The 25,685-nt window shown below is 63.7% G+C and carries 20 protein-coding genes; 15 read left to right on the top strand and 5 right to left on the bottom strand.

Going from position 1 to position 25,685, the window contains the following annotated elements:
- From ACXAF3_RS17380 to ACXAF3_RS17365, 4 genes are all read left to right on the top strand, one after another.
- On the top strand, positions 1-107 hold a 107-nt coding region (locus ACXAF3_RS17380), incomplete at its 5' end, for a transposase (RefSeq protein WP_475113119.1).
- A 232-nt stretch (positions 108-339) separates the two neighbouring features.
- Entirely contained in the window at positions 340-1,326 is a 987-nt protein-coding gene (locus tag ACXAF3_RS17375) for an FHA domain-containing protein (RefSeq protein ID WP_475113557.1), read from the top strand.
- Between the two features lie 107 nt (positions 1,327-1,433).
- Positions 1,434-4,028 (top strand): protein kinase domain-containing protein, encoded by a 2,595-nt coding sequence (locus tag ACXAF3_RS17370; RefSeq protein ID WP_475113556.1) that lies wholly within the window; start codon positions 1,434-1,436, stop codon positions 4,026-4,028.
- A gap of 120 nt (positions 4,029-4,148) precedes the next feature.
- Positions 4,149-6,695: a protein kinase domain-containing protein gene (locus ACXAF3_RS17365; RefSeq protein WP_475113555.1), complete on the top strand. Its 2,547-nt coding sequence runs from the start codon at positions 4,149-4,151 to the stop codon at positions 6,693-6,695.
- On the opposite strand, the gene ACXAF3_RS17360 is transcribed toward ACXAF3_RS17365, so the two are convergent.
- Positions 6,696-7,175, bottom strand: coding sequence for a hypothetical protein (locus ACXAF3_RS17360; protein WP_475113554.1), 480 nt, complete (start codon positions 7,173-7,175; stop codon positions 6,696-6,698).
- A gap of 581 nt (positions 7,176-7,756) precedes the next feature.
- On the opposite strand from ACXAF3_RS17360, the gene ACXAF3_RS17355 reads away from it, so the two are divergent.
- The 6 genes from ACXAF3_RS17355 to ACXAF3_RS17330 all read left to right on the top strand — a co-directional run bounded on the left by ACXAF3_RS17355 (position 7,757) and on the right by ACXAF3_RS17330 (position 15,175).
- Positions 7,757-9,538, top strand: a complete 1,782-nt coding sequence (locus ACXAF3_RS17355) for a trans-sulfuration enzyme family protein (protein WP_475113553.1) — start codon at positions 7,757-7,759, stop codon at positions 9,536-9,538.
- A 186-nt stretch (positions 9,539-9,724) separates the two neighbouring features.
- Complete coding sequence (locus ACXAF3_RS17350) at positions 9,725-11,023, top strand: S1C family serine protease (RefSeq protein WP_475113552.1); 1,299 nt, start codon at positions 9,725-9,727, stop codon at positions 11,021-11,023.
- Positions 11,014-12,054, top strand: a complete 1,041-nt coding sequence (locus ACXAF3_RS17345; protein ID WP_475113551.1) for an FHA domain-containing protein — start codon at positions 11,014-11,016, stop codon at positions 12,052-12,054. The genes ACXAF3_RS17350 and ACXAF3_RS17345 overlap by 10 nt, the downstream gene beginning before the upstream one ends.
- Entirely contained in the window at positions 12,051-13,127 is a 1,077-nt protein-coding gene (gene hisC / locus ACXAF3_RS17340; protein ID WP_475113550.1) for a histidinol-phosphate transaminase, read from the top strand. Before ACXAF3_RS17345 ends, hisC begins: the two co-directional genes overlap by 4 nt.
- Before the next feature lie 181 nt (positions 13,128-13,308).
- The gene (gene mepA / locus ACXAF3_RS17335; RefSeq protein ID WP_475113549.1) at positions 13,309-14,157 is read left to right on the top strand and encodes a penicillin-insensitive murein endopeptidase; all 849 of its coding nucleotides are present in this window, start codon (positions 13,309-13,311) and stop codon (positions 14,155-14,157) included.
- 25 nt (positions 14,158-14,182) lie between these two features.
- Complete coding sequence (locus ACXAF3_RS17330) at positions 14,183-15,175, top strand: D-alanine--D-alanine ligase (RefSeq protein ID WP_475113548.1); 993 nt, start codon at positions 14,183-14,185, stop codon at positions 15,173-15,175.
- Positions 15,176-15,329: 154 nt separating this feature from the next.
- Here ACXAF3_RS17330 and ACXAF3_RS17325 read toward each other — a convergent pair whose 3' ends face one another.
- Entirely contained in the window at positions 15,330-15,908 is a 579-nt protein-coding gene (locus ACXAF3_RS17325) for an HNH endonuclease (RefSeq protein ID WP_475113547.1), read from the bottom strand.
- A 771-nt stretch (positions 15,909-16,679) separates the two neighbouring features.
- Between ACXAF3_RS17325 and ACXAF3_RS17320 the strand changes: the two genes are divergently transcribed.
- From ACXAF3_RS17320 to ACXAF3_RS17300, 5 genes are all read left to right on the top strand, one after another.
- Complete coding sequence (locus ACXAF3_RS17320; RefSeq protein WP_475113546.1) at positions 16,680-18,089, top strand: DUF7133 domain-containing protein; 1,410 nt, start codon at positions 16,680-16,682, stop codon at positions 18,087-18,089.
- A gap of 85 nt (positions 18,090-18,174) precedes the next feature.
- A complete protein-coding gene (locus tag ACXAF3_RS17315) occupies positions 18,175-18,444 on the top strand; it encodes an exodeoxyribonuclease VII small subunit (protein WP_475113545.1) in 270 nt (89 codons plus the stop codon).
- 11 nt (positions 18,445-18,455) lie between these two features.
- Complete coding sequence (locus tag ACXAF3_RS17310; protein ID WP_475113544.1) at positions 18,456-19,349, top strand: polyprenyl synthetase family protein; 894 nt, start codon at positions 18,456-18,458, stop codon at positions 19,347-19,349.
- A 320-nt stretch (positions 19,350-19,669) separates the two neighbouring features.
- Positions 19,670-21,583 (top strand): 1-deoxy-D-xylulose-5-phosphate synthase, encoded by a 1,914-nt coding sequence (gene dxs / locus ACXAF3_RS17305; protein WP_475113543.1) that lies wholly within the window; start codon positions 19,670-19,672, stop codon positions 21,581-21,583.
- Positions 21,584-21,705: 122 nt separating this feature from the next.
- Positions 21,706-23,559, top strand: a complete 1,854-nt coding sequence (locus ACXAF3_RS17300) for a DUF885 domain-containing protein (protein ID WP_475113542.1) — start codon at positions 21,706-21,708, stop codon at positions 23,557-23,559.
- Positions 23,560-23,623: 64 nt separating this feature from the next.
- On the opposite strand, the gene ACXAF3_RS17295 is transcribed toward ACXAF3_RS17300, so the two are convergent.
- The 3 genes from ACXAF3_RS17295 to ACXAF3_RS17285 form a co-directional block, all read right to left on the bottom strand.
- Positions 23,624-24,094: a redoxin family protein gene (locus ACXAF3_RS17295; protein ID WP_475113541.1), complete on the bottom strand. Its 471-nt coding sequence runs from the start codon at positions 24,092-24,094 to the stop codon at positions 23,624-23,626.
- An 82-nt stretch (positions 24,095-24,176) separates the two neighbouring features.
- Positions 24,177-25,307, bottom strand: coding sequence for a ribosome small subunit-dependent GTPase A (rsgA, locus tag ACXAF3_RS17290; RefSeq protein ID WP_475113540.1), 1,131 nt, complete (start codon positions 25,305-25,307; stop codon positions 24,177-24,179).
- A 274-nt stretch (positions 25,308-25,581) separates the two neighbouring features.
- Positions 25,582-25,685: transposase (locus ACXAF3_RS17285; RefSeq protein WP_475113558.1), on the bottom strand; the 104-nt coding region annotated here is incomplete at its 5' end.

The raw sequence follows: 25,685 nt of genomic DNA, 5'->3' as shown, positions 1-25,685 counted from the left end.
GCATGAACAACCGCATCAAGGTGATCAAGCGCACGGCCTACGGATACCGGGACAACGACTACTTCTTCCTAAAGATCAAAGCCGCGTTTCCCGGTAAAGTGCGATGAACCTAAAAAATACAGTGTCGCCGGCCAGGGGGGGCTGAGGCGGCCGCGCTGAGCGTATTTTTTGGCGGTGGCGATACGGCGCCTGGCGAAATGAAAACCTCCCGCCGCCCCCTGGTTTTCCGTTAGCGGGCGAACTCGTCGTTCCGCGCCCCTGTCCTGGTTGAGTCTTTTTGCCATTGCGTTAGCGCAACCCCCGCGCTGCACCATAAAAAAGGGGATCAGGGACCAGAGCATGGCTTGTTTACAGCATCCAGACAGGGATCAGCCCGTTTATCTGATGGCACACCACACCATCGGGCGCCGTCAGGGCGCGGTGGATACGCGCATCACCAGCGCGGAAATCTCCGGTATCCACGCCGCCATCCAGTGGACCGGCACGCACTGGAATATCCGCGACCTCAGCCGCAACGGCACCTGGGTCAATGGCCAGCAGCTGGTGCCGGCGAAAAACTACCCCCTGCAGCAGGGCGACAAGATCGCCTTCGGCCGCGCCGGCAACCCCATCTGGGTGGTCGAAAACCTGGACGCGCCGGAGAACCTGCTGATCGACCTGCACAGCGGCGAAGCCCTGCCCCTGGAGCAGTACCACCTGCTGCCCGACGAGCACGAGCCGCTCGCCAGCCTGCATTTCAATCCGGTCAGCGGCCAGTGGCTGTACGAACTCACCGGCAACTCCAACGGCGGCGAAAACGCCACCTCGGTCAAGCACGGCGACCGTATCGACTGCGGCCTGCACAGCTGGCAGCTGTTCCTGGCCGACAACCAGGGCGCGACGAAAGAACTGGCACTGGAACAACTGTCGATCACCGATTTCGACCTGCGCTTTTCCGTCAGCCACCACGAGGAGCACGTGCAGCTGCAGCTGCGCCGCGAGGACATGAAGGTCGCGCTGGCGGCGCGCACCCACAACTACCTGCTGCTGTACCTGGCGCGGGCGCGCATTCGCGATATGCAGCGCAACGCCGATCCGGACGCACTGGGCTGGGTCCCCATCCAGGTCGCCACCCGCGAACTGGGCATCACCGTCAATCATCTCAATACGCAGATTTTCCGCGCGCGCAAGCAGATTGCCGAAACCCTGCCGGATGCGATCGACACCTCCGGCCTGGTGGAGCGCCGCTCCTGGGAGATCCGCCTCGGCTGCCGCCGCTTTGAAATCTACAAGGGAACGCAACTGGAATCCCGGGTGGGGGAAATCGCGGATACACGGGCAGACTGATTCCGCCGCCCCGCCTGGGGAAGTGGGCGCGCACCGCCATACAACAATACGCATCACCGATTGCCAGGGACGGCAGAGCGCAATAACAGGGCCACTCAGCCAGATCCATGACGTCAGAGCAGATTCCTTTTTATATCGGGCGCTACAAGGTCACCGGCCAACTCGGCGCCGGCGGCATGGGCGTCGTCTACCTGGCCACCGACGAGCGCCTGAACCGCCGCGTGGCCGTCAAGCGGCTGCTCAAGAACCCCAACAGCGGCAGCGCCCACCTGCGCATCCGCCAGGAGGCGCTGCTGCTGGCACAGCTCAACCACAGCAACATAGTGCAGATCTACGATGTAGTGGAGGAAGGGGGCGACGTCGCCCTGGTCATGGAGTATGTGGACGGCTGCACCCTCAGCCGGTGGCAGCGCGAGCGCAACCCCAGCCTGCGGCAGAAAATCCTGCTGCTGAAGCAGCTCTGCGACGGCCTCGCCCGGGCCCACGGCGCCGGCATCATCCACCGCGACCTCAAGGCCGACAACATCCTGATCGACAGCGACAACACCCCCAAGATCACGGACTTCGGCATCGCCAAGAACTGGCGCGAGCACAGCGACCTGACCCGCGAACAGCATATCGCCGGCAGCTGGGGCGCCATGTCGCCGGAACAGGCCCTGGGCAACCCCCTGGACAACCGCTGCGACCTCTTCGCCCTCGGCATGCTCGCCTACCGGCTGCTGTGCGGCCAGAACCCCTTCGGCGATTGCGAGAGTCCCTTCGCCGCCGTCGACCGCATCGTCCACAGCCAGCACCCGCCAGCGGCGAAGCTGAACCCGGAGCTGCCCCCGGCGCTGTGCCAGCTGCTCGACAGGCTGCTGGCGAAAAACCCGGACAAGCGCCCGCTCAACGCCGCCGCGGTGGCGCAGGAACTGGACGCGATACTGATGACCCCGGATATCCAATCCACGGGCACCGCCAGCCGCACGGTGACCATCACCGCCGAGAACTTCCACCGCAGCCAGCGGCGCCGGGGCCGGCTGTACAAGATATTTGCCGGCACGGCACTGGCCGGCGACGCCGCGCTGCTAGTCGCCGCGGCAGCCGCGCTGCTGCCGGAAGCGCAGCGCGAAACGGCCGGTGAATACATCGCCATAGTCGCGCCCGATGAACGCGGCTTGGCCAACCGCGAAACCAGGCTGCTCGCCAACAATGTGTTGAGTGCTATCAAGCAGGGACTCTCCAATCGCGAGGGGCTCTTCCTGGTGCCCTACGCGGAGTCCGAACAGCTGCGCGGACGGCCGCTGCGGGAACAGGCACGGGCGCTCAATGCCCAGCTGCTGCTGCACCCGGAGCTGTCCTGCGCCGGCGCCCACTGCGAGGTTTCACTGGATCTCATCGATACAGAAAGCTTTTCCGTCACCGCCAGCCGCAGCACTGCGCTGGAGATAGACCAGAGCCTGGACAGCCGCGCGCGCACCCTGCAGCAACTCCACTACCTGCTGCCCCAGTACCCGCCGCTGCGACAGGAACCGCGCTTCGACATCAGCGACGCCGATTACCAGCGCTACCTGGATCTGTTCGAACAGGGGCATGACCGCCGATCGCTGGCGCAGACGCTCTCCGGGCTGAAGGCCCTGCGCGAAAGAGCGCCCGGATTTTTGCCCATCTACGAACTCTACGGCGAACTGTCCATCGAGCATTTCTTCGACACCCGCGATCCACAGATTCTACAGCGGCTGGAAGAACTGCTGCGGCAGGCCCCCGCCTCCCTGGCCGGAGCGCCGGAACTGCAGACTGCCCAATTTCAGCTGGACATCCAGCAGAGCAGAATGGAGGAAGCGAAGCGCATCCTCGATCGGCTCGACGCCAGCCTGCCGGACAGAGCCAGTTACTACCGCTACGAAGCCAACTATTTCCACGTACAGGGAGAATACGAAAGGGCGCTGGAGGCCATCGACCGGGCGCTGGCCCTGCGACCCAGCAATGACTACCAGGAGCAGAAGGCGCTGTCACTGCTCTCCCTGGGCGAGATGGCCGCCGCCAAGGCCCAGCTCCGGGAAGTGCTTGCGCGGGACAACGGCAGGAGCTACAGCAGGTCCCTGCTGGCCGCCATCGAACTCGACGACGGCAATCCGCAAGAAACCATTCGCCTGCTGGGCGACGCAGGCGTGGACACACTCGGCGGTATGGACACTTTCAATCTCTGCCTCGCCTACTACATCGAAAGGCGCTACCAGCCGGCCTTTGATTGCCTCCAGCAATCCGTTGCCCTGGCCCCCAAGGATCCGGAACCCCTGCTCTATCAGGCGCAAATCGCCCGCCTGCGCGGGCAACCACAGAGCGCGCAACAGCTCGCGCGCAAAGCCCTGGCACTCACCGTGAACAGGGAGGATTGGGAGGGCCAGTTGATGTATGCGCGCGCCCAGGCCGAACTGGGCAACAGCGGAGAGGCCATCGAGACACTGCTGAAAATACGCCGCCGGGCGCCGGACAACCTCTACGTCAACTACGCCCGCTCGCAGGTCTATATCGCCAGCGGCGACCTGCTGTCCGCCGAAGCGCATATCCGCAAAACACTGCAACAGGGGCAATCGCTGATCTGGTTCAAGACCCCGCAGTTCGACAGGATCTGCGCACTGGACAACTTCGCCCGCTTGCGCGCGGACTATCCGGAGCTCTGTATCGCGGGGGAGGACGGCACCCGGATAGCACAGAAATAGTACGCCGGTCGCTTAAGCGGTAAACTGAGCGCCACTCCGCCGGCGTGCAGGGGACAGGGGGATAGCGGCGGAACCGCAGAGCGCAGCGAAAATTACAATCACCAACAAGAATAACGGGCCATGGAAATTGCCGAACCGGAACAGACACAACTGGGCCGCTACCGTATAGAGCGCATGCTCGGCGCCGGCGGCATGGGCGTCGTCTACCTGGCCGAAGACACGCGGCTCCAGCGCCAGGTGGCCATCAAGAAGCTGCGCCAGGACGCCACCAGCGCCTCCGCCAGCGCCCGCATCCAGAGCGAGGCCCAGCTGCTCGCGAGGCTCAACCACCCGAATATCGTCCAGCTCTACGACGTGCTCGAAGAGAACGGCGGCATAGCCCTGGTGATGGAATACGTCGAGGGCACCACCCTCAAGGAGTGGATGCGTGAGCACGCGGCACCGCTGAAGGAAAAACTCGACCTGTTGATGCAGATCTGCAATGGGCTGACAGAGGCCCACACCCTGGGCATCATCCACCGCGACCTCAAGCCCGACAATATCCTGATCACCTTCGGCGGCACCGCCAAGATCACCGACTTCGGCATCGCCAAGTCCCAACAGCCGGATGCGGAGAGCATCACCCGCGAGGACCATGTGGCCGGCACCGTCGAGGCCATGTCCCCGGAGCAGCTGCAAGGCCACCCGCTGGACACCCGCAGCGACCTCTTTGGCCTCGGCACCATCGCCTACGAACTGCTGTGCGGCGCCAAACCGTTTGACAAGGGCCCCGGCGGCGCCCTGGCGCTTGCGCAGCGCATCGTCAACGAGCCCCATATACCGCCACAGCAGGCCTGCGCCAGGCTGCCGGATCCGCTGGCCGCGCTGCTGGACAGGCTGCTGAGCAAGAGCCCCGAGCAGCGGCCGGAATCGGCGCAGCAGGTGTACGAGGCCCTGGACTTCCTCTACCAGCACCAGACGGACGATACGGACACGCGGGAATTCTCCGCAACCGTCACCCAACTGTTGCGCAAGCCGCCAAACAAGCGGCGGCAGATCGCCGCGGCACTGGCCATCCTGGCAGTGCTGGCGGGCGCCGGCTACTGGGGCTGGAAAGCCGTCACCCACCTGGAGCCGCAATATATCGCCGTGCTACCGGTGGAGATCAACGGCGAGGTGCGCGGCGAAGAGAACGCCAAACAAATGACCGCGACCATGGTGCGCCAGGCGCTGATGAACTCCGTTTCACAGTTGAAGGCCAGCGCACTGGTCAGCTTTACGCCCAAGGAGGGGCAGGATTTCGATGCGCAGCTGCAGGCGCTGCGGGATAAGGGGGTGACCGATGCGCTGTTTGCGCGGCTGGAGTGTGCGCGGGTGCGCTGTGAGATTGAGTTGCAGCGGATTGGGCCGGAAGACAGTCAGATCAGACAGCAGGCGAGTTTTGCGTTTTTGGCGGATAAGCGGCAGGAGGCGGAATACCGGATCAGCAATAGTGCGGCAGCGCTGTTTTCCAGCAACTATGTAAGGGGTTCCGGCAAGCAGATGGTGATGTCGGACGAGGATTACACCGACTATCTCAGCATTGTCAGCCGGCTTGAAAGCAAAGAAAACACGGCGGAAGACCTGGAGCAACTGGAAAGGCTGCTGGGGACCTATCCGCGAAACCCGAATCTCTATCGGATATTTACCAATGTAGCAACGGATCTGTTTGTGCTTACAGATGAGGAGAGCTACATCCAGGCCGGGCTCGATATGCTCGAGAGGGCAAAAGGCCGGGTTATCGCCCCCTCATTGACTCTTGAATTGGAGCTTTGGCTACGCACCTACAGTACAGATAAAAGCCAGTTCGACGCACTGTTGAAAAGGGTTGATGAGCAGGAGGCGCCTTCCGCGGCCCTGCTGGCAAAATATGCGCGCTTTCTATTCAGGCAGGGAGACTATGAATCCGGCCTGCGTTATGCACAGGACGCAGCCTCATTAAATTCGTCGGCCGACAACCTTTACTTAATCGCCCTGAACCAGACTGCGAGCGGAAACTACAATGACGCACGCGTTACGCTGAACAGAATCATTGAGTCTTACCCGGAACACTGGTCGTCCTATTCGGCTCTGGGAGTCATTGAACTGGAAAGCGGCAACCTGGCAGCTGCGGAAATGGCGATCACCTCGATCCCGGAAGAACTGCGCAGTTGGCGGACAAAATCCAATCTCGGTGTCGCCTATTTTTTGCAGCAGAGATACTCGGAGGCTTTGGAGGCACAGAAACAAGTATTAGCCGCTGTCCCAGACAGTATTGAAACTGTAGAGGGAGTTGCAGCAACCTACTTAATGCTCGGAGAACTCGATCTGGCTAAGCAAGAATTTGAGAAAATTTTAGATCTCACCCGAAGCGCCAACGCACCAAATACGATGCGCTTCCGGGCACTAGCATTAGCCAACCTAGGTCAGACTTCTGAAGCTATTGACCTTACCCACGAGATTTTAAAAAGCTCCCCAGAAGACACTTATATTCAATATAGTGCAGCGCAAGTTTATGCACTATCAGACGAGTGGCGCTCAGCCAACTACTATATAGAGCAACTATTGGAACAGGGCATGAGCGCAGAGTGGTTCAACCTGCCGGCTTTTCAGCAGCTCTGCACCCAGCCCCAGGTTTCCACCGAAGTGAAGACCGCTATCTGCAACTAATCACTGCGGATCGAGCATCGCTGTTGGATCGCCGGAAACAAAGTGCATACCGGTATCCACATCCTCACACAGCCACAGGAATGCGAAGTTATCCGGAATATCCTCCCTGTCCCTGATCCAGATCACCAGCTTGGTGTACTCACCGCGCACCCGCCTGGCCCTGGACCAGAACTGGTGACGGAAATCCGGGCTCAAGGCGATAATGCCGTCCAGCCGCCCGCGACCGCAGTTGGAGAACTCCAGCTCCCGACCCGGCACTGCCGACAGGTCCAGCGTAATGGTCAGCTTGACCAGGCCGCGGTTGCCGCCGAAGCGGAAGCGCATATTGCCGAAGTGCTCACCCGGGTTATCGGCGTTGAACAGCGGCCAGTACTGCGGCTCCCCGTTGACCGGCTCCCGCGGCTGCAACACCAGGTCCAGCTCAATCCCCTCCCTCGGCACCTCGCATTCCAGTACCGGCAGGTCATCACAGATGCTCATAATTCCATCCCCTTTTTCTTATTGAGTTAACTGTTTCTCTTTCAGCTTGTGAAATACAGCGCGTCTTGAAGGATACTCGAATAGCTCTGGGCAAGAAATATGCGCCCGGGCCAAAACCCCATAAATGTCCAATAAAAAAAGCCGGCAGCAACTGGGTTACTGCCGGCCCGAATTGATGGTCCCAGCCATCGACGGTTACAACAACACTATCAAGAGCGAAATGAGGCATCCGTGCCCCGGTCAAGCCCTTCCCCAAACCCGGCAGACTAGGCTCTGTGTTTGCCGGGTCCGGCTTGACGATTCAGCTTACGCTGAATGGGTCTCCCTCCCCTACTGCACCACTGGGGGTACAGACCTCCGATCCCTCGGATCCGGTGTTGTGGGGCCTGCCTTTCCCTAGGCGGAGCGCCCGATACCGGCTGGCGCGCTCAACCCCTCAACCCTGGACGCCACTTTACGGATTTACCGATTACAGGTCGATCACACGCCATTACACGCCATTACACGGCGGCGGCTTCGTCGCCGCGGATGAGTCTGCCGGAGTCGGGCTATAACAATAAACGAAACGCGATGAGGGCAATATGGACACCAACCTTACCGGCGCGAAAATTCTCTCTCCCCGCCGCAACAGCACCGAGGCGGCCAGCATTGCCGAGCTGGCACAGGAGCAATTACAGCACTTTTCCATAGACGCAGACTCGGAACACGGCCGACTGTTGCTGGAGAGCGCCGAACTGCTGTACCGGACCCAGGGCAACCTGAGCCGGCTGTGGGCGCAGAGCACGGAAATCCTCGGCCGCCTGGACAGGTCGGACAGGGTCGCCTATTTCAACGCCAAGCGCTTTATGAGTTTCCAGCTGGCGAAGCTGCTGGACACCCTGCAGAACCCACTTAGAGCCAGTTTCCAGAGCCTGCAGGGGGCGGATTTCAATATCGCCACTCGCGGCGGTTACCCGCTGTTCGACAATATCCCGGCAATCTTCTCCGCCACGCCGGTGATTGCGCGCACGGCCACCTACATCTACGCCTGTACCGAGTGGATTGACGACGCCTTCCGCGGACGCGAGCCGAGCCACGATATCTACTCGCGCCTGCTGAATCCCACCGCCATCTCACTGGCCAACGCGATCGTGGACCTGGAGTGCGGACCGGCGGCCAGCGAGTATATGGCGTGGAATTTCAATTCCGGCATGGCGGCGATAGACGCGCTGCTGTCGAACCAGTTGAGCCGTGGCGATATTCTGATCGTGTCGCGCAATATCTACGGCGGCGTGTACCAGTTGCTGCAGGATTTCTACGCGCGCGAGGACAAGCTGGCGATCCAGTTGGTCTGGTTCGACGGCACCCGCGGCGACGAGTTCGAGGAGCTGCTGTGGCGGACCCAGGCGGATTGCGCCGACGCGATCAAAGGCGGCGCGCGTATCCATGTGTATATCGAATCCCCCTGCAACCCCCACGGCATCATGCTGGACGTGCCGGCCATCTGCCGCGCCGCGCACCGGGAGAATGCCCTGGTGAGCCTGGACGCCACCCTGGCCACGCCCTTCCTGTACCAGTCGCTGCGCCGCGCCGACCGGGCCGAGCGGCCGGATTTCGTGGTGCACTCCTACACCAAGGATATCGGCGGCACCGGCGCCGCCACCGCCGGGGTGGTGATCGGCGAGAACCACCGCATGTTTATTCCGAAGGGCGACAGCGCCAAGGGGCTGAGTTGGAACCAGTGCCTGTTCTGGGATGTGTACTACATCAAGGGCGCCTTCCTGGATGCGGACAAGGCCTGGGAGGTGTACAGCGGCATGCGCACGCTGGAGATGCGCATGCTGACCAAGTGCATCAATACCCTGAGCTTGAGCCACTTCTTTGCCAGCCACGCGAAGATCCGCGTGAACAGCCACGCGCTGGCCCGACACCCGAACAGTGGTCTGCGCACACAGCTGTTGCGCCACCAGCTGCCGACGCCGCTGTTCAGTATCGATATGGAGGCGGCGGGGCTGCCCACGGAGGCCTTCAAGCGCTTTTTCGACGCGCTGGAGCCGGCCTTCGGGCAGATGGTCAGCCTGGGGCAGACCAACACCATGGTGCTCTGCCCGGCGCTGACCTCCCACTCGGAGCTGTCGCCGGAGGCGATGCAGGCGGCGGATATCTTCCCCACCACCATCCGCATCTCCGTCGGCGACGAGAATATGGCGCAGCTGGCGGCCCATGTGATCAGCTGCGCGCGCCTGCACCTGGACCCGGTGAGCCCCGGCTTCAGCGACGGCTTTATGCGCGCGGAGGAGGCGGACGCGCTGTTTGCGCGTTTCTACCTCGAATCGCACAGGAAAGTGGCGGAGGCCTTTCCGAAGGTGGCGGACTACCTCTGAAACAGCTCCCCTCGGCGGGATGGGCAAAGGAGCGCAGCGAAGTACCCATCGAGCGGTGGTGTGATGGGCACACTTCGCTTTGCCCATCCTACGGGCCGGGGTGACGAGCGCCCACCCGCGCGCTTGTTGCACTACCCTATATCCCGTAATATCGAGGGTCTTCTGCCCATAATTTAATCAAACAAGATGCCAAACCTTTGCGCGCGCCTGCTGGCCCTGTTGTTGTATTGCTGTTCCGTATTCGCCACAGCGCAGAGCTACGAACAACTCTACAGCGACTACCGCGGCAGCCTGTACCAGATTCGCCTGATCGAAAAATCCTCCAACTCCAAAGCGGGGCTCGGCTCCGGCTTCCAGATCTCCGCCGACGGCCTGATCGCCACCAATTACCATGTGGTGGCGGAGGCGGTCAGCGATCCGGACAAATACCAGCTGGAATACCTGTCGGTGGACGGCGTAAAGGGAAACCTCGAACTGCTGGATATCGACGTGATCAACGACCTGGCGCTGCTGCGCCAGGACAAGCCGGGCCCCGAGTATCTGCAGCTGGCGGACAACACCCCCAAGAAGGGCGAGACCATCGTCTCCCTCGGCAACCCGCTGGATCTGGGCATGACGCTGATTCCCGGCACTTACAACGGTATCGCCAGCGGCAGTTTCTACGACCGCATTCATTTCGCCGGTTCCATCAACCCCGGTATGAGCGGCGGCCCGGCCATCAATACCCGCGGCCAGGTGGTTGGCATCAATGTGGCCACCGCCGGCAACCAGGTGAGCTTCCTGGTACCGGTGGACAAGCTCGCCGCGCTGCTGAAGCACTTCCGCGAGGAGGGCAACTCCCTCGATCTGAAGGCGGTGACCCACCAGCAGCTGCTGGCCAATCAGCAGCGCATCATCGATTCCATTTTGAACGCGGACTGGCAGCGGCGCGCCCTCGGCGAGGCCAAGGTGGTCGGGGAGATAGTGCCGGCCATCCAGTGCTGGGGTAATACCCAGGAAAGCGACGACAACCCGGTCAAGCGCATCGACAAGGGCTGCACCGGCCAGGATGTGGTCTTCCTCGCCGACGACTTCAACACCGGCCGCGTGGAGTACGAGTTCTTCTGGCTGGAGGCCGAGGATCTGCTGCCATCGCGCTTCTACGCCGAGTACGAGCAGCAGATGAGCAGCTTCTACCCGGGCAACACCGCCGGCGAGGAGGATGTCACCAATTTCCGCTGCCGCCAGGCCTTCACCAGCCAGCCGCGCAACGGTGAGGCGCCGGCCTCCAAGCCCGAGCGCAAGCGCGAACCGATCATCGCGCGCACCAGCTACTGCGTGCGCCGCTACAAGGAATTCCCGGACCTGTACGACGTCTTCTACCTGAGCCTCAGCGTGGACCAGAAAAACCGCGCCCTGGTCAGCCACTTCACTCTGTCCGGATTTACACAGGAATCCGCCGCGGCCTTTACCGAGAAGTTCACAAGCGAGATCCAATGGCACTGATTATCGAAGAACTGAACCGCGCCCACCGGGTGCAGGCGCGCTATCGCATGGAGGGCGCGCAGTTCACGCTGGGGCGCGGCTACGACAACGACATCATCCTCGAAGATATGCACGCGGACCCCCACCACGCGGAGATCCGCCTCGGCGACGACGGCTGCTATTACCTGCGCGACCTGAACAGTGTCAACGGCACCCAGTTGCTGGGCAATAGCCGCGGAAATTCGGTGAAGTCCGGTGATATCTCGGAGCGCATGATCGAATCCGGCGACCTGGTACAGCTGGGAAAGACGCACCTGCGCCTGATCCACAGCGAGGCGACCATGCCGGAGGCCGTGCCGCTGCACTCGCTGGAGAGCTTTTTCGCCGGCCTTTCACACCCGGCGGGAGGCATCGGCCTGCTGCTGGCCGTGGCCCTGTCCACCCTGCTGCTGAGCTACCTCGGCTACGCGCGCGAGTACGAGTGGACCATCGCCCTCAACCTGCTGATCGGCAGCGTGATCGGGCTGCTGGTGTACGCCGGCGCCTGGGCCTTTATCGGCCGGGTGGTGCGCCACGAGACCCACTTCTTCACCCATCTGTCCATCGCCGCCATAGGCGCGCTCGTCTACACCGGCTGGGAGTGGTTCAGCAGCCTGCTGAACTACAACTTCGCTCTCGGCAGCCTGACGCAGATGCTCGACTTCCTCGTGCTGGCCGCCCTGCTGCCGGCCATGCTCTGGTGCGCCTGCTACCTGGCGACCAATATCTCCCGCGGCTGGCGCTGGGCAGTGGCGCTGGCGATTCCCTGGGGCTTTCTCGGCCTCGGGCTGGCGGAGAAAATCGCCAGCCTGAACGATTTCAGCGATGTGCCGCAAATCTCCACCGAGCTCAAATACGACGGGCTGCTGCTGCGCAACCCGGTGCCGATGGAGCAGTTCCTCGCCAGCTCCCCGGCGCTGTTCGACATCCCCATTGAGGAAAAAAAGGGCGAATCCGAAAAAGACGAGACGCCCGCAAACGGTGAAGGCGACACAGAGGAGGCGGAATCTTGAGCAGTCCCTTCTGGAGCCCCGCGCTCGCGCGGCTGGCCCCTTATGTGCCCGGAGAGCAGCCGCGCGGGCGCAAGCTGATCAAACTCAACACCAACGAAAACCCCTACCCGCCGTCGCCGCGCGCGCTGGAGGTGCTGGCCGACGCGCAGCTCCCCGACGCGCTGCGCCGCTACCCGGATCCGGAATCCTGTGAACTGCGCGCCGCCATCGCCGCGCGCCACGGTCTGAGCGCGGAGCAGGTCTTTGTCGGCAACGGCTCCGACGAGGTGCTGGCGCACAGCTTCTACAGCTTCTTCCGCCGCGACGAGCCGCTGCTGTTCCCGGATATCACCTACAGCTTCTACCCGGTCTACTGCCAGCTGTACGGCATCGAGTACCGCACGCCGCCGCTGCGCGACGACTTCAGCCTGGCGGTGGAGGACTACGCCGGGCCGGCCGCCGGCGTGATAATGCCGAACCCGAACGCGCCCAGTGGGCGCTGCCTGCCGCTGGCGGACATCGAAAAACTGCTGCAGCTGCAACCCGAGCGGGTGGTGGTGATCGACGAGGCCTATATCGATTTCGGCGGCGAGAGCGCGGTGCCGCTGATCGAGCGCTACCCCAACCTGCTGGTGATACACACATTGTCCAAGTCCTACTCGCTGGCGGGCCTGCGCCTGGGTTTCGCCATGGGGCAGGCGCACCTGATCGAGGGGCTGAACCGCACCAAGAACTCCTTCAACTCCTATCCCATCGACGCGATAGCGCAGCGCATGGCCACCGCCGCGGTCGGCGACAGCGCCTGGCTCGCGGACTGCTGCAACAAGGTGATCGCCACCCGTGAACGGATGGTCAGCGCCCTGCAGGCGCTGGATTTCGACGTGGTGCCGTCGAAGGCCAATTTCGTGCTCGCGCGACCTCAGCGCATCGGCGCGGAGGCGCTCTACCGGCAGCTGCGGCAGCGGGATATCCTGGTGCGCTATTTCGACAAGCCGCGCATCAGTGAGTACTTGCGTATCTCCATCGGCACGGACGAGGAAATGGATGCGCTGCTGCGGAACTGCGCGGAGATAATCGGCGCACAGACTGGCTGATCCCAGCCTCTATAATTATTGAATTGTCGCGACTCGGCCAATGCCCGCCTGTAGGAGCCTGCGGACAAGCGAATATGCCCGGTGGCTTTTTTCCGCCCCGACATTCGCCTGCAGGCAGGCTCCTACAAGGAAGGCCCGGAGGCATGAGTACACCCGTACCCTTATATGCATCTGAGCGGTTATGCATTTTTCTATCGCTATCACTCTGTTAACCGGCCTCCTCGTATTCACTGAAAGTGTCGCCGCCAATCCCTGGGAAAAGGTCGAAGAGCCCTCCTCCCAGGCCTCTGCCAGCATCGGCACCTACACCAACGGCTGTCTCAGCGGCGCCGAGTCGATGCCGCTGCGCGGCGAGGGCTTCCAACTGGTGCGCACCGGTCGCGGCCGCCGCTACGCCCACCCGGCCACGGTCGAATTCCTGAAGGACTTCGCCCGCAGCGTGGCGCGCAACGACCTGGGCCTGCTGCAGATCGGCGATATGTCCATGGCCCGCGGCGGCCCCTTCAGCTTCGGCCACCGCAGCCACCAGACGGGCCTGGACGTGGATATCTGGTATTCCCAGGACTGGCGCGCCGCCGAGCGCCCGCTGACCGCCTGGGAGCGGGACAATATCTCCGCCGTGCCGCTGGCCGACGAGCGGGATCACCGCCTGATCGAAGAGAACTGGAACGACAGGGTTCCGCGGATACTGCGCCTGGCGGCGGAGGACACGCGGGTCGAGCGTATCTTCGTGCACCCGACGATCAAGCGGAAACTGTGCGATATTTCCGCCGGCGACGACGACTGGCTGCGCAAGATCCGCCCCTGGTGGGGCCACAACTACCATTTCCATGTGCGCCTGGCCTGCCCCGACGGCGACAGGCACTGCAAACCGCAACGGCCGGTGCGCGGCGAGCCGTGCGGTGCGGACCTAGACTGGTGGTTCAGCGAAGAATTCTATGCGCTGTTGAAAGGCACCGCGCCCAGGCCGGAGAGACCGAAGCCCAAGCCGATGCCGCAGCAGTGTGAACAGGTATTGCGCGCCCCCTGAGCGCCAGAGACACGGAAACAAGAAAATGATCAATACCCTGCTTATCTGTGGTGGTGGCGGCAGCGAGCACGAGGTGTCGCTGCGCACGGCGGATTTTATCGAGCGCCGCCTGAGCCACATCGAGGATATCGCGCTGGTGCGCGTCGAAATGGACGGCAATGGCCGCCTGACCGACCAGAGAGGCCGCGTGCACCGGTTGGGCCAGGACAGGATGCTGCGCGACGAAAACGGGCAGGCCTGGGAGGTCCACTATGTGATCCCGGCCATTCACGGCTACCCCGGTGAGACCGGCGACCTGCAGTCGCAGTTGGAGTTATACGGCATCCCCTACTACGGCTGCGGGCCGGAGGCGAGCAAGATCTGCTTCAACAAGATCACCGCCAAGCTGTGGCTCAGCGCACTCGGCATCGACAACACCCCCTATCAGTTCCTGTGCAGCAACGAGGAGGAGGACGTCGGCAAAGCCGGCATGGCGCTGCGGGAGTGGGGCCAGGTGTTCGTGAAGGCCTCCAACCAGGGCTCGTCCGTGGGCTGCTACAAGGTCACTTCAGAGGAGGAACTGGACGAGGCGCTGGAGAAGGCCTTCGCCCTCTCCCCCTATGTACTGGTGGAAAAATGCCTGAAAGTGCGCGAGCTGGAAGTGGCCACCTACCACTACGCCGGCGAACTGGTGATCACCCCGCCAGGGGAGGTGTGCGCGCCGTCGGATACTTTCTACAGCTACGAGGAAAAATACACGGAGAGCAGCCGCGCCGTGACCCACGTGGTGGCCCAGGGCCTCAGCGACGCGCAGCTCGGCTGGATACAGGAGGCCTCGCGCCGCGCTTTTGTCGGCCTGCAGCTAAAGGACCTGTCGCGTATCGACTTCTTCCTGACCCACGACGGCGAAATCTATCTGAACGAGATCAATACCTTCCCGGGCATGACCTCCATCTCGATGTTCCCGAAGATGATGGAAAACGCAGGCCACGATTTCGGCCACTACCTGAGCAGCCTGATCCGCGAGGCAGTGAAATAGCCTCTCTGAAAACTGCCCGCTCAGGCAGTATCTTGAACCGGGATCCACTTCTGATGATCAAGGTCGTCCTCCGTTGATCTGGCGATGAACATAGATGGATCCCATCTATTTCATCGCCGCGCCTTACCAACTCACCGATTTATTTTTTGCCGGCTCAACAGCCGCCGGCCACCAGCCACCCCGCCTGCCTGCGGCGGGAGAACTGGCTGCGCAGGAATTCCATCTGGTCGCCGCGGATCCGCTCGCTGTTGATCAGCGCCAGGTATTCGGCGGCATTGGGGCAGAAGGGCAGCGCCAGCAGCTCCATATCGATCTCCTCGAGCAGCCGGTTGCCCTTGTGCTGGTTGCAGCGGCGGCAGGCGGTCACGACGTTTTCCCATACGTCGCGACCGCCCTTGGACACCGGGTGCACATGATCGCGGGTCAGATCGCAGGTGCGGAATTCGTTGCCGCAGTAGAGACAGGTGTGGGCGTCGCGATAGAAGAGCGCGCGATTGGTCAGCGGCGGCCGGCTGCGCGGACGCGCCATACGCTCGCCGCCACAGGCGATAATCGCCGCCAGGTCCAGAGTGGAACGCTCCCCGTGGCGGTTGATTCCGCCGTGCACCCGCTGCACCACACCGCCCAGCGACCAGGTGACCAGTTCGCGCACATACAGGCAGGCCGCCTCCTGCCAGCTCAGCCACTCCAGCGGCTGCCCCGCCAGATTCAGGCGCAAAATTCTCGCTTGCATCACTTCGCCTCCCCGCACATGGATTGCCGACAAACCGTTGTTCGAATTGACCACCGTATAGCGGAAACACAAAAAAGCCCCACAGGCTCGCCTGTGGGGCTCTTGAGAAAAATCATGCCGTGGAAATTCAGGGGTGAGAGAGGTATCGCCCGCCAATGTATCGGGATAAGTGAGGAAGCGGACAATTCGAGCACTGACTTACTGAATGCATCACCCTCCGCCGGCCCGGGAAAATAAATGGCCGGACTGCTCTGATTAAAGCGGATAATTGTTGCAATTTCCAGACGGGAGCGAAGTGGCGGGATGGCATGTTGCACAGCCGAAGGCCGCGCCGGGGACGGGACCGCGGCCCCAATAAAACACCGCCCGGGCAGTCCGGCCCGGGCGGTGCGTCTCACAGGATGGTGCCCTTGTCCCTAGGGCGAGCGGCTCAGTCCCTTAATCCCTTGCCGCTGAGGTGCAGTCCCTTAATGCGTCCTTGCAATTACATTATGGACATCAGCGGGAAAAAAAGTAGGGGAAATCGGCTGAATTTCTTGTGCGAGATATCTCACAAGAAGGTGAAATATCTCACATGCGAGCGGTGGCAAAAGACGGGGAGGCGCCCCTGTGGTACAACTGGCACCCCAAATACGGGAAGTGGCCACTATATCCATATTTATTACCGGATCAACCGCCGTCGTGAAAAGCCTGTTGAAATATGCGCTAATTTTTCTGCTCGCACTGGTTGCTGCCCTATCGGCCCTGGTTCTTCTCACGCCCGGAATCAGCGTGCCGTGGAAACAGCTGACCGGCGGCGCCGAGACAGACACCGAAACCGTCAGACGCCAGCTGCACACCGCCGAAGGCTTCCGCGTCGACCTGTTCGCCGAAGAGGTGCCAAACGCCCGCTGGCTGGCCGTTACCCGCCGCGGCGACCTGCTCGTGTCCCAGCCCAAGCGCGGCCAGATCACCCTGCTGCGGGCAGACGACGACCGCGACGGCCGAGCAGATGGTCAGCGGGTGCTGATCGACGGGCTGAAGCGCCCGCATGGCATCTTCCTGCACGAGGACTGGCTGTATATCGCCGAGAGCGACGGCGTCGGGCGCGTGCCCTTCGACCATTCCGACGGGCGTCTGGCCGGGCGCTACCAGAAGATTCTCAGCGGCCTCGGCGACGGGGGCAACCACTGGACCAAGACCATCGCCATGGGGCCGGACGGCTGGATCTACCTGACCAGCGGCTCCACCTGCAACGTATGCGTGGAAAAGGACCCGCAGCGCGCCGCCATGATGCGCTTGCGGCCCGACGGCAGCGATCTTGAAATCTACGCCACCGGCCTGCGCAACAGCGTCGGCTTCGACTGGTCCCCGAAAGACGGCGGCCTCTACGCCACCGACAACGGCCGCGACTGGCTCGGCGACGACTTCCCGCCCTGCGAACTGAACCTGGTGGAAAAGGGCGCCTTCTACGGCTGGCCCTACGCCAATGGCGACCGGGTGCCGGACCCGGACCTGGGTGTGGACGCGGGACCGCAAATACAACAGAAGATCGCCGCCTCGCGCCCGCCGGTACACGATTTCCCGGCCCACAATGCACCGCTCGGCATCACTTTCCTGCGCAGCCCGGCACAGCCTCCCGAGTACCGCGATGCCGCCCTGGTGGCGCTGCACGGCTCCTGGAACCGCAGCATCAAAGACGGCTACAAGGTGGTCTCCCTGCACTGGGACGAACAGGGCAATATCCGCCAGCGGGATTTCCTCTGGGGCTTTCTCGGCGAGGACAAAGAGACCGTGTACGGCCGCCCTGTGGCCATCGCCGAGGACGCCGCCGGCCATATCTATATCTCCGACGACTACGCCGGGGCCGTGTACCGGGTAAGCGCCGGAGACGCGGGCGGTGACCTGGCGGCAACCGAACGAAAACCGCGCCTGAAGGCGCCACACAAACCCCTGGTCATAGATTCCGGCGCCGCACAGCGCGGTGAGGAACTCTACCAGCGCCACAATTGCGCCCAGTGCCACGCCACTCAAGTGCCGCTGCGGAATCTGGCCAAAAAGTACAACCTGCAGACGCTGGCGGACTATTTCGACACCCCGACACCGCCGATGCCCAATTATGGTTTCAGCGCCACACAGAAGCGCGCCCTGGCGCACTACCTGATGTCACTCGAAGTGGAGGACGCCCCCGCCGTGAACTGATTTGCCGCGCCCGCCGCCAGCGGCCGATTGACCCCTCAGGCGCCAGCGGCTAAGGTTGCCGCGCAGTGACAGAGGCGCAAGACGAATGGCGGCAAAAAAGAAATCGGCAACCTTTGAAGAGGCCCTGGAGGAACTGGAGCAGTTGGTCGAACGCCTGGAGGCGGGCGACCTGCCCCTGGAAGAGGCGCTGGCGGACTTCGAGCGCGGCGTGAAACTCACCCGCGAGTGCCAGCAGAAACTGGCCAGTGCAGAGCAGAAGGTCAAGGTGTTGATGGAGGAGAGCGGCGGCATCCGCGAGCTGCCTTTCGACGCCGAAGACGGCGGCCCCGGGAACGGCGGCGCGGAAGACCTCTAGTGCCCGCTCCGATGTCGACACAGCTGCGGGATTTTCTGCGCGAGGCCGCCGCGCGCGTGGAATCCACCCTCGATGCCGCGCTCGCGCCCCCCGCCGGCGGTGCGGAAAAGCTCTCCGCCGCCATGCGCTATGCCGCCCTGGGCCCCGGCAAGCGCCTGCGCCCGGCCCTGGTCTACGCCTGCGCGCAGGCGCTGCGCGGGCGGGAATTCGACCCGGCCGCCTGCGACGCCGCGGCGGCGGCCCTCGAGTGCATCCACGCCTACTCCCTGGTCCACGACGACCTGCCGGCCATGGACGACGACGACCTGCGCCGCGGCCGCCCCACCTGCCATATCGAATTCGACGAGGCCACCGCGATACTCGCCGGCGACGCGCTGCAGACCCGGGCCTTCGAACTGCTGCTGGCCGGCGGGGCGGAACCCGGGCTGAAGCTGCGCCTGCTGGAGGAGCTGGCCGAGGCATCTGGCGCCCGCGGCATGGTGGCCGGCCAGGCCATAGACCTGGACTCGGTGGACAAGACCCTGAGCCTCGCGCAACTGGAACAGATGCACCGCCTCAAGACCGGCGCCCTGATCCGCGCCAGCGCGCGCATCGGCGCGCTGCAGGGCGGCGCCACTGATGCACAGCTGGCGGCCGTCACCCGCTACGCCGAGGCCATAGGCCTCGCCTTCCAGGTGCAGGACGACATTCTCGACGTCACCGCCGACACCGCCACCCTGGGCAAGACTCAGGGCGCCGACGCGGCGCGCAACAAGCCCACCTATGTCTCCCTGCTGGGACTGGACGGCGCCAGGGAAAAACTCGAAGGCCTGCACCGCCAGGCCGTCGAGGCGCTGGCGCAGATCGACGGCGATACGGCCCTGTTGCGGCAACTCGCTGACTATATAGTCCAGCGCAGTCACTGATATTGAGCCCTGGGGGCGGATTCTTTAATTCATCCTTACCCCCGGGCATCTGCGGCTCTCGCCCTGCCACCGGGCACACCGCGCGAGACACGCCGTGAATACATCCCTGTAGCCTTGTCGGCGAGATCCCTCTCGCCGACAGTCTCGCGCGGTGTGCCCGGTGTCAGGACCTTCGCATCGACACCCGGGGCTCGGCCAGCCTCTTTGCAGCGACAAACGCAAGGGCCGTCTCTGTCCCCACATCGGCAATCGGGATGCAATATCCCCGTCACAGGCATACAATCCCCCCTCTTACACATCAGTTACAATCGATACGTTTGATGTTCGACGAAATCCCCCGCACACGGCCGCAGACTCCGCTGCTCGACGCCATCGACGAGCCGGCACAGTTGCGCGCCCTGGACGAACGCCAGCTGCCGGAGCTGGCCAGCCAGCTGCGCGAATACCTGCTGTACTGCGTCGGCCAGACCGGCGGCCACTTCGGCGCCGGCCTGGGCGTGGTGGAGCTGACCATTGCCCTGCACTACATCTACAACACCCCGGAAGACCGGCTGGTGTGGGATGTGGGCCACCAGACCTATCCGCACAAGATACTCACCGGCCGCCGCGAACAGATGCTGACCATGCGCCAGCAGGGCGGCCTGTCCGGCTTCCCCAAGCGCAGCGAGAGCCCCTACGACACCTTCGGCGTGGGCCACTCCAGCACCTCCATCAGCGCCGCCCTCGGCATGGCCCTCGCCTCCCCGGACGAGCGCAAGGTGGTGGCGGTGATCGGCGACGGTGCCATGACCGCCGGCATGGCCTTCGAGGCCCTGAACCATGCCGCCCACACCGGCAAAGACATGCTGGTGGTGCTGAACGACAACCGCATGTCCATCTCCAAGAATGTCGGTGGCCTGGCGACCTATTTCGCCAGAATACTCGCCAGCAAGACCTATCTCAGCATGCGCGAGGGCAGCCGCAGGATACTGTCGAAGATTCCCAAGGCCTGGCAGCTGGCGCGGCGCACCGAGGAACACGTCAAGGGTATGATCACCCCCGGCACCCTGTTCGAGGAGCTGGGTTTCAACTATGTGGGTCCGGTGGATGGCCACAACCTGCACGACCTGGTGCACACACTGCGCAACCTGCGCGGCCAGCGCGGCCCGCAGCTGCTGCATATCGTCACCACCAAGGGCAAGGGTTTCGGCCCCGCCGAGGAAGACCCGGTCGGCTACCACGCGCTGAACAAACTCGAGCCGGAACCCAAGGTGCAGGTGGCAGTGCCCGGGGAGAGGAAGCGGCCCAAGTACCAGGATATCTTCGGCCAATGGCTGTGCGATATGGCCGAGAAAGACGACCGCTTGATCGGCATTACCCCGGCCATGTGCGAAGGCTCCGGCATGGTGGAATTCGCCGAGCGCTTCCCGGAGCGCTTCCACGACGTAGCCATCGCCGAACAGCACGCGGTGACCCTCGGCGCCGGCCTCGCCTGCGAGGGCGCCAAACCGGTCGTCGCCATCTACTCCACTTTCCTGCAGCGCGGCTACGACCAGTTGGTGCACGACGTGGCCATCCAGAATCTGGACGTAACTTTCGCGATCGACAGGGCCGGCCTGGTGGGCGAGGACGGCCCCACCCACGCCGGCAGCTTCGACCTGACCTATATGCGCTGCCTGCCGAATATGGCCATCGCCGCGCCCAGCGACGAAAACGAATGCCGCCAGCTGCTCTACAGCGCCTACCGCCACAAGGGCCCGGCCGCGGTGCGCTACCCGCGCGGCACAGGCCCGGGCGCGGAAATCCAGCAGCAGATGACCGAGCTGCCACTGGGCAAAGGCCGCCTGGTGCGCGAGGGCGCACAGGTCGCGATCCTGAATTTCGGCACCCTGCTGGCGCCGGCGCTCGACGCGGCGGAGAAGCTCGATGCGACCGTCGCCGATATGCGCTGGGTCAAGCCGCTGGACGAGGCGCTGATCGACGAACTGGCGGCGAATCACCGGCTGCTGGTCACCGTCGAGGAAAACACCGTGGCCGGCGGCGCCGGCAGTGCGGTGATGGAATACCTGAACAGCAACGGCACCCTGGTGCCGCTGCTGCAGCTGGGCCTGCCGGACCGGATCATCGAACACGGCAAACACAAGGATCTGCTCGCCGCCATCGGCCTCGACGCCGCCGGTATCGAGGAACAGATACGCCGCCGCCTGCAGCTGTTGCACGGCAAGGACCTCAAAGGCCAGGCCGCCGCCATCTAATATCGAACAACCCTGTAGGAGCGGCCCACGGCCGCGATCGAGCTTTGCCAACCCTCTGGAATCCGATCGCGGCCACCGGCCGCTCCTACAGCAGCACTACTGAATCTGCCTGAGGGGGACCCATGTCGAAACTCGCCAAGACCCTGCTGCTCTCCGCCGCCCTGGCCGCTGCCAACGCGGTGGCAATGGAAGAAAAAGCCTTCGAAAAGGCCTTCGACGCGCTGCCGGAAAAAGGCGCCGCCGAACAACTGCGCGCGCTGCAGGACCTGCGCTACCGCTGGATCATGGAGAGCTACCCGGGCTGGGCCACCTACGAGGGCTACCCCGGGGTCAACAACCGCTGGACCGACATGTCCAGCGACGGCATAGAGCGCCGCCGCGAGCAGACCCGGCGCATGCTCGCCGCCAGCCGCCATATCGACAGCGACGACCTGCCCGAGAAGCTGCGGCTCGACTACCAGCTGCTGTACCAGGATCTGCTGAATGAAGTGAAGGGTTTCCAGTTCCCCGACCACCTGCTGCCGGTCAGCCATATGGACGGCATACAGCGCAATGTGCCCGGCGTGCTGAACGCCATGCCGAAGCGCACCGCCGCCGATTACGAAACCATCCTCGCGCGCCTCGAGAAGCTGCCGGCGCTGGTGCGCCAGACCCAGGCCCTGATGCGCGCCGGCCTGGAGCAGAAAATCACCCCGCCGCAGATCACCCTGCGCGACCTGCCCGGGCAGATACGCGCACTGATTCCGGCGGATCCCAAGCAGAGCCCGCTGCTGAAGGCCTTCGACGAGATGCCGCGCTCCGTCTCCGCCGCCCAGCAGCGCCGCCTGCGGAACCGCGCTTTCGCCCTCTACCACAAGGAACTGGTGCCGGCCTGGCGCGACATGGCCGAATTCGTCGAGCGCGAATATATCCCCGGCAGCCGGGTGGATACCGCCTTTACCAGCATGCCGGACGGCCTGCGCTGGTACGCGCACAAGGTGCGCGACAACACCACCACATCTCTGAGTCCGGAGGAAATTCACCGCATCGGCCTGGCCGAGGTAAAGCGCATCCGCGGCGAGATGGACAAGATCATTCAGAAGACCGGGTTTGAAGGCGATTTCAAGGCCTTCACCGAATTCCTGCGCACCGACCCGCGCTTTTACTACACGGATAAAGAGGAGCTACTGCGCGGCTACCGGGATATCGCCAAGCGTATCGACGGCGAGCTGCCGGCGCTGTTCGGCACACTGCCGCGCCTGACCTACGGCGTTAAGCCGATTCCGGCCTATGCGGAAAAATCCCAGACCACCGCCTACTACCAGCCGGGCTCCATCGAGGCGGGCCGCGCCGGAGTCTTCTTCGCCAACACCTACAACCTGTCCAGCCGCCCGAAATGGGAAATGGAGGCGCTGACGGTGCACGAGGCCATGCCCGGCCACCACCTGCAGATCGCCCTGGCCCAGGAGCAGAAGGACATTCACCCGCTGCGCCGGCTGACCTACTACACCGGTTTCGTCGAGGGCTGGGGCCTCTACTCGGAGAGTCTCGGCTACGACCTGGGCCTGTACACAGACCCCTACAGCGAGTTCGGCGCCCTGACCTACGATATGTGGCGCGCGGTGCGCCTGGTGGTGGATACCGGCATGCACCAGCTGGGCTGGAGCCGCGAACAGGCGATCGAATACTTCATGGACAACAGCGCCAAACCGCTGCACGACGTGACGGTGGAAATCGACCGCTACCTGGTGTGGCCCGGCCAGGCCCTGGCCTACAAGCTGGGCCAGCTGAAGATCAAAGAGCTACGCGCGAAAGCGGAACGGCAGCTGGGCAGCAATTTCGATATCCGCACCTTCCACGACCAGCTGCTCGGCGCCGGCGCCCTGCCGCTGAATCTGCTGGAGACGCGTATGAGCGGCTGGATTGAGGCGCAGAGTGCCGGTTCCGCCGGCGCGCCGGCCGCGCCGGTTCAGGCGGGGCAGGTCAGCTCAAGCTGATCCCGGGTCGGGGCGAACACAGGGTTCGCTCCAGCCGCTCCACGCATTCACGGCACCTTCGGCCCTACTCGGCCAGCAACTGCCCGATCATCCCGCCGAGCTGCATATCGCTCAATCGCCCGAAATGGGAAAAGCGTATCAGCCCCCGCTTGTCGATCAACACCAGGGAAGGCGTGCCCTGCAGGCCGAGCTTCTGCATGGTCACCGGCACGGGGCCGTTCTCCGCCGGCTGGTCCACCGCAATCGGAAATTCCAGGCGGAACTCCCGCACAAACACCTCCAGCGCCTGCGGGTTCATCACCGCGTGGTGCTCGAACACCGTGTGCAGGCCTATCACCTGGAAAGGCTCCGCCGCGAAGCAGGCCGACGCCGCGGCGGCCTGGGGCGTGCCCTGCATCACACAGCCCGGGCACAGCATCTGGAAGGCGTGCAGCAGCACCACCTTGCCGCGCATTTCGCTCAGCTTCAGCGGTCGCTCCGTATTCAGCCAGGCAGATGCGACTATCTCCGGTGCTTCGGTATAGGTTTCAGTCATAGTCGCCCCTCCACCCTAAGTGTAGGGCCACAGGCGCCGCGAATGCCTGGAGCGGCCGGGACCGCTCCTGCAAGGGGAGAGCTCAGTCGCCGCGCTGCTTGCGCTCCCGCGCATGGCCCTGCACGGCGCGATAGAGCTGGCTCAGGGCTCTGTCGCCGGCGCGCTGCTCGGCCAGGGTGCGGCCGTTGCGCACGAGCTCCCGCTCCAGCTTGCGCCAGTTGCGCAGGCGCCGTTCGTCCAGGTCGCCGGCATCGATGGCCGCCTGCACCGCGCAGCCGGGTTCCGACTCGTGCGCGCAGTCGGCAAAGCGGCAACGGCTGGCCAGCGCACCTATATCGTCGAAGGTGGCGGCGAGCCCCTGCTCCGCATCCACCAGGCCCAGCTCGCGCATGCCCGGGCTGTCCAGTAACAGACCGCCGGATGGCAGCGGGTAGAGGGCCCGGTGGCGGGTGGTGTGGCGGCCCTTGCTGTCGTCCTCGCGGATACCCGCGGTGGCGGCCAGCGGTTCGCCGCACAGGCTGTTCAGCAGTGTGGACTTGCCGACGCCGGAGGAGCCGAGCAGCGCGATCGTCTCGCCGGGCAGGCACCAGTCGCGCAGCTGCGCGACGCTGTCCGCGTCCAGGGCGTTGACCAGCAGGACGGGCAGATCCCGGTGCGCCTGCAACGCCTCGCTGTAGGCGCCGGGGTCTTCGCACAGGTCCGCCTTGGTAAGCACCAGGTAGGGCCGGCAGCCGGCCTCGCGCACCAGCGCCAAGTAGCGCTCGATACGCGACAGATTGAAGTCGCGGTTGCAGGAGGACACGATCATCACGCTGTCCACATTGGCCGCGATCAGCTGCAGGCGCCTGGCACCGGGGGCCATACGCTGGAACTGACTGCTGCGCTCCAGGCGCCGCCGGAAGCTGCCGCTGTCGCGCTGCAACAGCAGCCAGTCGCCGACGGTGGGACGCTGCCCGGGATCGTCCAGTGCCAGCGCCGCAGTGATCGGCAGCGGCCGCTCACCCGCTTCACCGGCCAGCTGCAACTGACTGCGGTGCACGGCCATTACCCGCACCGGTTCACAGTCCTCGAGTTCCGCGAGCGAGAGCTGCTGTTGAAAGAAAGGCTTCCAGCCGAGCCGCTGCAGCGCGGACAGCTGGCGCTCGCCACCGGACTGCACGGCGGCGCTGCCGCGCCCTATGCGGGGGCGGCGGGAAATCAATGATTTGCTCAAGGTTAAAACCCTCTGGGCGCACAGGGCGCATACACACCGCGAAATGCGGTAACAGGGCTTCCGGGAAGGGGAAGCCCGACGGTCAGGATAGTTCCTGGTTGCCGGGCTGGGAGCGGCTTACTGCCGACGGGCCCGGCGAAGGCTGATTACAATCATCATCTGTCCTCCGCTGGTGAATATTTGAACGCGACTTTAGCATCGGGATTCGCCGCCGCACAAGCGCGATTTCGCCGCCGCGCAGGGTGAGCGAGCGCGGCGCGCCAAAAGAAAAGGTTCATCGCACTTTACCGGGAAACGCGGCTTTGATCTTTAGGAAGAAGTAGTCGTTGTCCCGGTATCCGTAGGCCGTGCGCTTGATCACCTTGATGCGGTTGTTCA

The sequence above is a fragment of the Microbulbifer sp. ABF4_143 genome, from assembly GCF_056160225.1.
Note: the sequence above shows the minus strand (reverse complement) of the source record. Positions and strands in the feature narration are given on the sequence as shown.